11 protein-coding genes are annotated in these 11109 nt (G+C 63.6%); 6 read left to right on the forward strand and 5 right to left on the reverse strand.

Translation table 11 applies throughout. From position 1 onward, the window contains the following. Positions 1–268 precede the first annotated feature (268 nt). Genes tadA through ACRC0P_RS07335 form a run of 3 tightly spaced genes read right to left on the reverse strand, consistent with a single transcriptional unit; the run spans position 269 to position 3171 of the window. Positions 269–724: a tRNA adenosine(34) deaminase TadA gene (gene tadA / locus ACRC0P_RS07325; RefSeq protein WP_438629407.1), complete on the reverse strand. Its 456-nt coding sequence runs from the start codon at positions 722–724 to the stop codon at positions 269–271. A gap of 15 nt (positions 725–739) precedes the next feature. Beyond that, positions 740–1543: a putative RNA methyltransferase gene (locus tag ACRC0P_RS07330; protein WP_438629409.1), complete on the reverse strand. Its 804-nt coding sequence runs from the start codon at positions 1541–1543 to the stop codon at positions 740–742. Next, positions 1540–3171 carry a GMC family oxidoreductase gene (locus ACRC0P_RS07335; protein WP_438629411.1) on the reverse strand — a complete coding sequence of 544 codons (1632 nt, stop codon included), beginning with the start codon at positions 3169–3171 and terminating at the stop codon, positions 1540–1542. The genes ACRC0P_RS07330 and ACRC0P_RS07335 overlap by 4 nt, the downstream gene beginning before the upstream one ends. 70 nt (positions 3172–3241) lie before the next feature. Between ACRC0P_RS07335 and ACRC0P_RS07340 the strand changes: the two genes are divergently transcribed. The 3 genes from ACRC0P_RS07340 to ACRC0P_RS07350 all read left to right on the forward strand — a co-directional run bounded on the left by ACRC0P_RS07340 (position 3242) and on the right by ACRC0P_RS07350 (position 5554). After that, entirely contained in the window at positions 3242–3931 is a 690-nt protein-coding gene (locus ACRC0P_RS07340; protein WP_438629413.1) for a methyltransferase domain-containing protein, read from the forward strand. Positions 3932–4473: 542 nt separating this feature from the next. After that, a complete protein-coding gene (locus ACRC0P_RS07345; RefSeq protein ID WP_438629415.1) occupies positions 4474–4962 on the forward strand; it encodes a hypothetical protein in 489 nt (162 codons plus the stop codon). 112 nt (positions 4963–5074) lie between these two features. Then, the gene (locus ACRC0P_RS07350) at positions 5075–5554 is read left to right on the forward strand and encodes an RDD family protein (protein WP_438629417.1); all 480 of its coding nucleotides are present in this window, start codon (positions 5075–5077) and stop codon (positions 5552–5554) included. A gap of 70 nt (positions 5555–5624) precedes the next feature. Here the strand turns inward: ACRC0P_RS07350 and lptG are convergent, their stop codons facing one another. Next, complete coding sequence (gene lptG / locus ACRC0P_RS07355; protein ID WP_438629419.1) at positions 5625–6686, reverse strand: LPS export ABC transporter permease LptG; 1062 nt, start codon at positions 6684–6686, stop codon at positions 5625–5627. Then, the gene (lptF, locus tag ACRC0P_RS07360) at positions 6679–7806 is read right to left on the reverse strand and encodes an LPS export ABC transporter permease LptF (RefSeq protein ID WP_438629421.1); all 1128 of its coding nucleotides are present in this window, start codon (positions 7804–7806) and stop codon (positions 6679–6681) included. The genes lptG and lptF overlap by 8 nt, the downstream gene beginning before the upstream one ends. Positions 7807–8007: 201 nt before the next feature. Between lptF and ACRC0P_RS07365 the strand changes: the two genes are divergently transcribed. From ACRC0P_RS07365 to ACRC0P_RS07375, 3 genes are all read left to right on the forward strand, one after another. Further along, positions 8008–9477, forward strand: a complete 1470-nt coding sequence (locus ACRC0P_RS07365; RefSeq protein ID WP_438629423.1) for a leucyl aminopeptidase — start codon at positions 8008–8010, stop codon at positions 9475–9477. A 377-nt stretch (positions 9478–9854) separates the two neighbouring features. Continuing rightward, positions 9855–10283: a DNA polymerase III subunit chi gene (locus ACRC0P_RS07370; RefSeq protein ID WP_438629425.1), complete on the forward strand. Its 429-nt coding sequence runs from the start codon at positions 9855–9857 to the stop codon at positions 10281–10283. A gap of 24 nt (positions 10284–10307) precedes the next feature. Further along, positions 10308–10994, forward strand: a complete 687-nt coding sequence (locus tag ACRC0P_RS07375; protein ID WP_438629427.1) for a hypothetical protein — start codon at positions 10308–10310, stop codon at positions 10992–10994. Positions 10995–11109: the final 115 nt, after the last annotated feature.

An 11109-nucleotide genomic window follows, 5' to 3' on the forward strand; every position in this document is an offset into this window, starting at 1 on the left:
ACCTAGTGTGGTGTTTCATACTAAATGGTCATATCAGCGGGCCGCTAAGCGGCCAGATGCAAGGCGCATTTGCGCAGGCGTAGCCGGCTACGTCAAGCAAATGCAACGCCGCAGATGGCTGCTTAGCGGCCCGCCCGGAAGGAGCCCCCCAAAATACCCACAGCTGCGTTGCAGCTCTTGAAAATGGAATGACCATTCCCTGCGAGCTGCGCCTAACTGTGAGCATTTTGGGGGGCTCTGATAGGACCAGTTAATAGGAGACACCACACTAGCGCCTGCCCCGGAAAAACTCCTTCACCAAGTCCCCAGTCTCCTCCGCCATCACACCGCTCTCCACGGCTATTCGGTGATTGAAAAAATCCTCTTCACTCAATCGCAAGCGACTCTCCACCGCACCGGCGCGCGGTTCCGCGGCGCCGTATACCAGCCGACCCACCCGCGCGTGCACCATGGCGCCAAAGCACATGGTGCAGGGCTCTATGGTGACGTACAGGGTGGCCTCCGGCAGGCGGTAGTTCTGCAGGTGTTCCGCCGCCTGGCGCAGGGCGATAATTTCCGCGTGGGCGCTGGGGTCGCAGTTGCCGATGGGGCGGTTGCTGCCCTCGCCGACGATCTGCCCGTTCAGCACCACCACTGCGCCCACCGGCACCTCGCCGCGCTCGCCGGCAATGCGCGCCAGTTCGATGGCGCGCTGCATAAAACCGTAATCTCTCGGGGTAGCCATAGTTACTTTCTATAGTTACTTTTTACTAACCAGTCTGCGCACCACGAAATCCGCCTCCATTTTCAGCGAGTCACGCCGTTCCAGTTCCTCGCGCACTTCGCTGTGCCCCTTCCAGGCAAAGGGCGTCATGGCGAGAAAGTCGACGATCGCTTCGCGTCCGCGCAGGGTAAACGGAAAACTGCAGCGCATTTCCACTTCCGCGGCAAAACCCGCAACCGGTTTCGGCGGCGGGTGCTGCCGGGGTTCGGTATAAAGCGCGGACTTCAATGACCAGAGATGCTCCGGGCCGGGAGCCACGTCCAGCAGGGAGCCGCCGGGGTTCACCACCCGGTGCATCTCGTCGTCCGCCGCCGGCGCGAAGATACGCAGCAGGTGGTCGACGCTGTCCCGCGCCAGGGGTAGATGGTAGCTGCCCGCCACCGCGAACTGGGTTCCGGGCTGGCTTTTCGCCGCCATGCGTATACCGGCCTTGGAAATATCGATTCCCGCCAGGGCCTCCGGCAGCCAGCCCGCGGATTCCAGCTGCCGCGAGTAATAGCCCTCGCCACAGCCAATATCCAGCAGCTGCCGGCCCGGCACATAGGGCAGCAGCGCCGCGATGGCGTCCACCAGTGGGCGGTAGTGGCCCGCCTCGAGAAAGCGCCGCCGCGCCCGCAGCATTTCCGCCGAATCTCCCGGCTCTTTACTGCGCTTGCGACTGACCGGCAGCAGGTTGACATAACCCTCGCGCGCGCGGTCGAAGCTGTGCCTCTCGGCACAGCGCCAGGCGGTATCGGTAAATTCCAGTGGCAACTGACAGACGGGACACAGCCAGATCATTCGGGTTCCATAGCGGCTTGCACGGGCAGCGGCTTTTGCTGCCGCTGCAAAATCATATCTGCGGCCTTTTCCGCGATAGCGATCACCGGCGCATTGGTGTTGCCGCTGATCAGGGCGGGCATTATGGAGGCGTCCACCACCCGCAGTCCATCGACGCCGTGCACTTTCAACTGCGCGTCCACCACCGCCATTTCGTCGGAGCCCATTTTGCAGGTGCCCGCGGGGTGGTAAATGGTCTCCGCGTGCCGGGCAATAAATTCCCCGATGGCCTTCTGGGTTTTCAGCGGTTTATCCGGGTTCCACCAGCGTTTGTGATAGCGCTGCAACGCCGGCTGCAGGAGAATCTCCCGCGCCATTTCGAACCCCTCCGCCAGGACAGCCTGGTCCTCGTCCGCACCCAGGTAATTGGGCTGGATCAGCGGCAGCGCGCGCGGGTCCCCGGAAGCCAGGGTGATCTCGCCGCGGCTTATCGGCCTCAACGCACAGGCGTGCAGCGAATAACCGTAGCCGCCGGGCTTGCGCAGGCCGTGCTGGAACAGCGGCGCGGCGGTCAGGTGAAACTGGATATCCGGCCGGCCGTTTGCCCGGCTGGAACAGGCGAAGCCGCCGGCTTCGGCGACGTTGCTGGTCAGCGGGCCGCGGCCCGCAAACCAGTATTCCGGCAGGCGCAGGGTGGTTTTCAGTTTTGGCCACAGGGAGTTGGAGAAAGTCACCGGCGCCGAGGCCTCCACCACCTGGGTGATATCCAGGTGGTCCTGCAGGTTCTTGCCCACTCCCGGCAAATGCGCCTGGGACACTATGCCCGCCTTTTTCAGCTCCGCCTCCGGACCTATACCGGACAGCAGCAACAGTTGCGGCGACTGGATGGCGCCGGCGCACAACAGCACTTCCCCGTTGGTGAGAATACAGTTGCCGTCCAGCAGTTGCACACCGCACACCCGGTCGCCCCTGAACAGGAGCCGCGCCGCCTGGCTGTGGGTGAAAACGCTGAGATTGGGACGATTTCTCACCGGGTACAGGTAGGCCGCCGCGGAGGAACAGCGGCGTCCGCGCCTTTGCGTGACCTGGTAGAAGCCCACGCCGTCCTGCAGACTGCCGTTGAAATCATTGTTGAGAGGGTGCCCAGCGGATTGGCCCGCGCGCAGGAAGGCGGCGCCCACGGGGGTTTTCCATTTCAGGTCCGATACCGCCAGCGGGCCGTAGCCGCTGTGGTAGGCGTCGCTGCCGCGCTCGTTGCCTTCTGCCAACAGAAAGTAAGGCAGCAAGTCCCGCCAACCCCAGCCCGGGTTGCCCGCCGCTTCCCAGTCATCGTAGTCGGCACCGTTGCCGCGCATATAAATCATGGCATTGATCGCGCTGCTGCCCCCCAGGGTACGACCGCGGGGCCAGAACAGCCGGCGGCCGTCCAGGCGTTCCTGTGGCTCGGTATAGTGGTGCTGGTTGCAACCGGCGCCGGGCACCAGGTAGCCGATGCCCGCGGGCATCCGGATCAGCGGGTTCCAGTCCGCCGGTCCCGCCTCCAGCAGGCAGACGCGATTCTGTTCCCCGGCGCTGAGGCGGTTGGCCAGTACGCAGCCGGCGGAGCCGCCGCCGACGATGACATAGTCGAATACCATTTGACGGCGCATATTGTTTCTCTTTTTTCTCCCAGCCGGCCTGACGGTACACTCGGTGTCGCAGCTTCAACAAGGCGCCCCTATGAGCGATTCTGAATTCAGCGATAAAAGCATCCTGCGCAGCTGGCACAAAAACGCCGCCCCCTGGATCCGCGCCATTGGCGAGGGCGATATCGCCAGCCGCAAACTGGTTACGGATGGGGCAATTGTAGACGCCGTGCTGCAACGGCAGCCGGCGACGGTGCTGGACATCGGCTGTGGCGAGGGCTGGCTGGCGCGGGCACTGGCGGAGCGGGGCCCGGAGGTGTGGGGGATCGACGCGGTGCCGGAACTGATCGGGGCGGCACAGCATCGCGCCGGCCCGCGGGAGCGCTACCGGCCGCTTTCCTACGAGGCCCTGGCCGCGGGTGAAATGCGCCGGCGCTTCGACCTGCTGGTGTGCAACTTCTCGCTATTGGGCGGGGAGTCGGTGGAGGGGATATTCGCCGCGTCGGGGAAGCTGCTCAATCCCGGCGGGCACCTGGTGGTACAAACGCTGCACCCAATGGTCACCTGTGGTGACGCTGACTACCGGGACGGCTGGCGACCGGGCTCCTGGGCCGGGTTTAGCGGGGATTTCAGCGAGCCGGCACCCTGGTACTTTCGCACCCTGGAAAGCTGGCTGCGGCTGGTCCGCAGGGCGGGGCTGCGCCTGGAAGAAATGAAGGAGCCCCTGCATCCCGAGACCGGGAAACCGGCCTCGCTGATTCTGGTGGCGACCCCGATCCTGTAGAAGCGGCCGCTGGCCACGACAAGTTTGCCGGGAGCAAATTTGGATGCCAGAGGCGCCCGCAGGGCGAGCACCGGGGGTGGGGCGAGTCAACGCGGACCTGCGGTCCGCAAGCCGAGCTGGAGCTCGGCGTGCCCAGGAAGCACTCCTACCCTACTCCACACCGGGGCCGGCGCGCTTGCACTCCGCGCGCAGCTCCGGACCTACACCCTGCAAGTTAGTAGTCACTTCCTTGGTTAGAGTCGCGACATGGCAGTTACTAGATCAAGTTTTCATAGTCGCAGGAAAACACTTGAATAATCCGCAATAAAAACTTTGGCGCGTCGCGGGACATTCCCGCCGGCTACTTGAGCGAGAATCTACAAACCCAGAGATGATGCGGGCTGGAAGAAAATGACCCCAATGGAGCGAGTGTCCACAAATTGGGTTGCAAGGAGTGCCGGAGTTATGAGATACAACAGATCCATTGAGGGTGAGCCATAATAATTTCAACGGTCGTTAAGTGATCGTTCAGCCGAAAAAGTAAGCACCCCGGGGTAGACCAAATGGAATTCCGCCGTATTCGTTTCCGTCCCTGTAAACACCTGCCTGCGGTGTTCACCCTGCTATTGCTTTCCGCCTCTGGCTCCAGTTTCGCTGACGAGCTGTTTATCCCCGACTCCAACAGCGCCCTCAACCTGCAGGCGGATAACGCCTTTTTCGTAGACAGCGCCTTTGGCATGGACAACGCCGCCCTCTACCAGGCGGTGGAAAACCTGCGTAACAACTCCATGGGCACAGTGCAGCGCCAGCTCAACTACCAGTGGCTGCAGATGCACACCAACCCGGACGAGTTCAAACCCACCACCGGAGGCAAGGCTCTCAACGAAATCCTCAAGATGGGTTGGAAGACCTACCGGGAGCAGAACAGGCGCCGCAAAGAGAGCGCATTGATACGCTACACCAGCGGCCACGGCAAGATCGGCAAGTCCTTGGACTACGACGTGCGCCTCTCGGACGACAAGTTCAAGTTCTCTTTCGAGTACGAATTCTGATCCGCGCTCCCGGCCGGACCGCTCCCGGCCGGACCGCTCCCGGCCGGACCGCTCCTACATTTGTTCCGAGGCTTTGTTAGAATCTCCGCCACCTCTACTGGCGGAGATCGCTGTGAACGCCCCCCCGACCTTTTCCCAACTGCCCCGCGCCGGCGTCGGCCGCCGCCTGGCGGCGCTGGTTTACGACACCCTGATCATCCTCGGCCTGCTGATGGTATACGGCTTTCTGGCGATGCTGGTCGCATCCGCGGTGGTGGGCCTGGAGTGTCGGCCGGAGGAGCTGGACTACAGCCCCTGCGTGAGCGGCCCGCTGTTTCAGGTGGGAATGCTGGCGGTGATCGCCGGGTATTTTACCTGGTCCTGGCACGCCGCGGGCCAGACTATCGGTATGCGCGCCTGGCGCCTGCTGCTGGCCAGCCCGGACGGCGTGCAGTTGAGCTGGCGCCAGTGCGCCCTGCGCGCTCTGGTGGGGCCCATTTCCCTGATCTGTGCCGGCGCCGGCTATTTCTGGGCCTGGACCCGCGAGGACAGGGCCAGCTGGCACGACCTGGCCTCTGGTTCCGAAGTCCGCCTCCTTCCCAAAAAGAAGTAGGGTGCGCCACTCGCACCGGTAGGGCTGCCGGTGCGCGTGGCGCACCCTACTGCACTACCCACCAACCACTTCACCTGGCCCGCCTGAGCAGCCACCATCCCACCGCGAAGCACATCAATATTGGCAACAATACGGCGATAAACGGCGGGAAGCCGAATACCAGGGAAGAGGGCCCGAGCATATCCTGCAGGGTCTGGAACACGATGCCCACAATCACCCCGGTAAACACCCGCAGGCCGGTGGTTACCTCCCGGAGCGGGCCGAAGATAAAGGAGATGGCCACCATCACCAGGCTGGCAATGGTCAGCGGCTGCAGCAGCTTTTTCCAGAATTCCAGCCAGTAACGGCCCGAGTCCTCCCCCTTGCGGTCGAGGAACTGGCCGTAGGACCAGAGGTTGCGCGGCGACAGGTCCGAGGGCAGCGGCACCACCAGTGAGAAGAGTTCCGGGGAGATATCCGTGCGCCATACACTCTCGGCCTCCCCAGTGCTCTCTACCCGTTCCGGAGTAAAAGTGGTGACGCGACTGCTCTCCAGTGTCCAGCGGTCACCGCCGAAACGCCCCCGCTCGGAGAAGATCACCCGGTCCAACTGGCGCTCGCCGTCGAAGCGGTAGCGGGTAATGCCGAACAACTCGCCGCTGGGCAGCGCGGCGTTGAAGTGCACAAACTCGCCGCCCTCCTTCAACCACAATCCATGCTTCAGGCCCACCGCCTCCAGTTCGCCCAGGGCGATGGACTTGCGGTTCACCGCCTCCTGGTTGGTCAATGGAATTACGAACTCTGCCAATACCATACCCAGCGCGATCAGCAGGATCACCGGCTTCATCACCGCCCAGGCGATTCGCCCGATGGACACACCTGAGGCGCGCATTACCGTGAGCTCACTGGTGCTGGCGAGGGTGCCCAGGCCGACCATACAACCCACCAGCGCGGAGAAACCCAACTGGTCGTAGACCCGGTCCGGCAGCGTCCAGGTTACGTATTCCAGCGCGTTGATAAACTGGTAGCTGCCCTCCAGTTCGCCCAACTGGTCGACGATGGCGAAGATCACATCCAGGCCCAGGATCACCAGCAGCACCGCGGCCACCGCCAGGGCGACGGTGCGGCCGATGTAACCATCCAGTCTACGCATGACCCGCTTCCTTCGAATCGCCGGGGCGCGCGGGGCAGCGGCGCCGCTTGCGCCCCCCAAGCAGCAACAGCCCCAAAATCAGGAACGGCGGGTGCACCAACCAGATGGCGGCGGGGCTACCGATCTTGCCGTCCTCAATGGCGCCGCGCACACCCTGCAGGATCACCAGATAGGTGATGTACAGCAGCACCGCGGGAATCATTTTGGCGTAGCGCCCCTGGCGCGGGTTGGTGCGGGATAGCGGCACCGCCAGCGCGGCCACCACCAGCACCAGCACCGGCAGGCTGAAACGCCAATGCAGGTTTGCGCGCTCCTCGCGCCCGTCGCTGCGCCACAAATCCAGGGTGGAGGCGGACTCGATACGGTCGCGGCTGCGCTGGCGTACTTCGGGAATATCCAGCAGCACCTCGTAACTGGCGAATTTCATCAGGCGATAGTCCCGCTGCCCCGGCACCCCTTCATAGCGATAGCCATCGCGCAGCACCAGGTAACGCAGGCCGGTCTCCGGATCTACCTGCTGTACACCCTCCCGCGCCAGGGTGACGGTCTGTTGCGCCGTCTCCGTCTCTGCGCTGCTGGAACTGAGTTCGGCGAGGAACACATCGTACATGGTGGACCTGTCCCGGCTCAGGGCCTGGGCGTAGTAGACCACCCTGTCGCCCTCGGTGGCGACAAACTTCTTCGGCACCAGGTGATCGAACTCGCTGCGCGATTTATCGGCGGTGAGCAGCCCGGAGGAGCGCTCCATACCGGTGGGCGTCAGGTAGAGGCTCATCGCCGCCACCACCAGTGCCACCCCAAGTGCCGGCGCCAGGGTATAGCCGAGCAGGCGCCGCTCGCTGAAACCACAAGCGTGCAGTACCGTCATCTCGCTCTCGATATACAGGCGGCCGTAAGCCAGTAGGATGCCCACGAAAAAACCCAACGGCAGCACCAGCTCCAGGAAACCCGGCAGGCGATATCCCATCAGCGAAAAGAGAATGTTGGCGGACAGCTCGCCGGCGGCAGCCTCCGCCAGGTATTTCACAAAGCGGCCGCTCATCACCATCAGCAGCAAAACAGCGCTGACTGCCAGCGTGGCGAAAAGCAGCTCGCGGCAGAGGTAACGGAAGATAATCACTGGATGAAAGAATTCCTTGGTGACGGCACGGCGAAAAGACCTTGCGAGAACATTCGTGTGAGGGGCAGGCCCGAAACTGCCCATATGCACAGGGCGACCGCGAGGATCGCCCCTGCAACGCAATTCGTTCTGTCTCGGGTTACACTGTGCGCATTATCGCCAAAATTATTTGTCATGTCTTGAATTGAAGGGAAAGGAATTATGCAGTTTACCGCCAAGGTCGCCGATATCCGCAAACAGCGCAGCGCCTGCGCCATCATCGCGGCAGATGCCAAGAACCGCCTCACCGCCAGCGGCAGCGCGCTGGACGACGCCTGTGGCGGCGCCATCGGCAGGGTACTCAAGCGCGGCGACCTGGGCAAAAAACTGGCCAGTACTCTGGTGCTGACTCCAGCTGAAGGGTCCCTCGAACGGATACTGCTGGTGCGCAGCGGCGGAGGAGGCAAACTCAGCCAGGCCGACTACCGCAAGCTGGCCGGCGCCAGCGCAAATGCGGTCAAGGGCTTCAAAGACGCCTGCAGCTATCTCACGGAGCTGGAAGTGTCCGGTGCCGACAGCGCCTGGCAGGCGCAGCAGCTGGCCCTGGCGGCGGGCCTCGCCGGCTACAAATTCACCCGCTGCAAAAGCGGCTCCGATAACACCCCGCTGGCAAAAATTACCCTGCACGTCCCCGAACGCAAGCACCTCAAGTCAATCCAGAGTGGCATGGAGCTGGGCGCAGCCCAGGCCGTCGGCGGCAACGTGGCGCGCGAACTGGGCAATCTGCCGGGCAATATCTGTACTCCCACCTACCTGGCGTCGGAGGCCCGCTCCCTGGCCAAAAAACATACGAAGCTCACCACCACAGTGCTGGACGAGAAAAAAATGCAGTCGCTGGGCATGGGGGCCTTTCTCAGCGTCGCCAAGGGCAGCGACGAGCCTCCGGCGCTGATCGCCATGCAGTACAAGGGCGGCAAAGCCGGCGCGAAGCCCATAGTGTTGGTGGGCAAAGGCATCACCTTCGATACCGGCGGCATCAGCATCAAGCCCGGCCAGGCCATGGACGAGATGAAGTTCGACATGTGCGGCGCCGCCAGCGTATTCGGGGTGATGCACGCGCTACTGGAACTGCAGCCGGCGATCAATGTGGTGGGCCTGGTGGCAGCGGCGGAGAACATGCCCAGCGGCCGCGCCAGCAAGCCCGGGGACATCGTCACTACCATGTCCGGCAAGACCGTCGAGATCCTCAACACCGACGCCGAAGGGCGCCTGGTACTGTGCGACGCGCTCACCTACGCCGCCAGGTACAAACCGGAAGTGGTGATCGACATCGCCACCCTTACCGGTGCCTGCGTGATCGCCCTGGGCAACCACGCCACCGGCCTCTATGCCAATAACGACGAACTGGCCGCGAAACTGATCGCCGCCGGTGAGCGCACCGGCGATCGCGCCTGGCATATGCCCCTGTGGGACGAATACCAGTCGTCGCTGGATTCCAACTTCGCGGATATGCAGAATATCGGCGGCCGAGAGGCGGGCTCGGTGACCGCCGCCTGCTTCCTCTCGCGCTTTACCGGGGACTACACCTGGGCCCACCTGGATATCGCCGGCAGCGCCTGGAACTCCGGCGCCAACAAGGGCGCCACCGGGCGGCCGGTACCGCTTCTGGTTGAGTATCTGCTGGGGAAATAACCCGGAGCGCGGAGTTCCAGCTCCGCTTGCGGGCCGCAGGCCCGCCCTTGGGACTCGGGACTCGGGACTCGGGACTCGGGACTCGGGACTCGGGACTCGGGACTCGGGACTCGAAGAGGATACTGACTCGAATGGCACTAAGTTAAGCCGAATCCCCTGTAGGAGCCTGCTTGCAGGCGAATTGAGGTCGCGGCAAGGCACCGGGAATGTTCGCCTGCAAGCAGGCTCCTACAGCGCAATCCTCAGGGGCAGGAGCAGCTCGGAGCTTAACTAAGTGCCATTCGATACTGACTCTGATGCGAAAGTCCTGCCGCCGGTAGCAAGACCGCCCCAAAACCAACTACAGGCTTCCCGGCGCCCCGATAAAATAAACTACCATGACCCGAATAGACTTCTACGTACTCCCCTCCAACCAGCCACACGAGGGGGATATCTTCGCCTGCCGGCTGGCTGAAAAGGCCCATCGCGCGGGCCTGCACGTGCTGCTGACGGTAGACGACGCGGATCGCGCCGCACACCTGGACCAGCTGCTGTGGACCTTTCGCGAGGACAGCTTCGTCCCCCACTCCCCCCAGGGGGAGGGTCAGCAGGCCCCCGTCGAAATCAACTGCGGCGGGGAACCGGGCCTCCACCACGGCCTGCTGATCAACCTGTGCAGCGAGGTACCCGGCTGGTTCAGCCGCTTCGAGCGGCTGGCGGAGATAGTGACCCAGCAGCCGGAATCCCTGGCCCGCTCGCGCGCCCGCTTCGGCCGCTTTCGCGACCGCGGATATCCGTTACAATCCCATCACATCGGCAGCAACTAATCCCCAGCGACACAGGCCTCAGCCATGTCCGGTCGAAAAAACAAAAACCGCAAGCAGCGAGGGCAGTCGGCAGAGCTTCTCAACGAACTGCACTCCATCCGCGATCTGCTCGGCAGCGACGAAATCGGCGATATCCCCCTGCTCGACCAGGTGGCAGAACCCGCGCCGCAACCGCCGCGGGCCGAGCCTGCGCCGGTCCGGCAGCCGCTGCAGGAACCCCTGGAGGTGAGCGAGCTGCCGATCCTCTTCTCGCCGGTGGACGAGGAAGTCCCCGAGGACTACCGGGCCGAGCTGGGTGAAGCCGAGCGCGAACTGCTGCGCCCATTGCAGGACCTGCCCCAAAAGACAGATGCCGGCAAGCCACAGGGCGAGCTGTTTGCACAGCCTGCAGCGACGCCCGGCGAGAACCCCTTTCTTCCCGCGCATATCCGCGCCCGCCTTACCGGCGGCCGGATGCCAAAAGCGGAACCGGAGCCGGAAACCCAGCCCGAACAACAGGAGCCCCCAAAGGCCCCCGCCCCCGAGGAAGAGCCCCCTCCCCCCTCCCCTGCCGCCCCGGCGGAGCAAGCGGCCAACGCCTCGCGGGAAGAGCGCGAACGCCAGCGCCAGCAGCTGATCGACCACCTGGTGGCCAAGCAGTTGCCCGAGCTGGAGCGGCAGCTGCGGGAGCGGATTGCGCGGATGGTCGACGAACTGGAAACCAAGCGCTGAATGCAGACCTCCCTTTTGCCGCCCCCGGCCCCGGCGGTATAATTCCTGCCTTTTTGGCGCAGCCAATACCGGCCTGCAGACGCCGCAGCGATTCAACACAAGGTTTCCCCGCCCG

This window comes from Microbulbifer sp., assembly GCF_051659245.1.
Taxonomy (GTDB): domain Bacteria; phylum Pseudomonadota; class Gammaproteobacteria; order Pseudomonadales; family Cellvibrionaceae; genus Microbulbifer.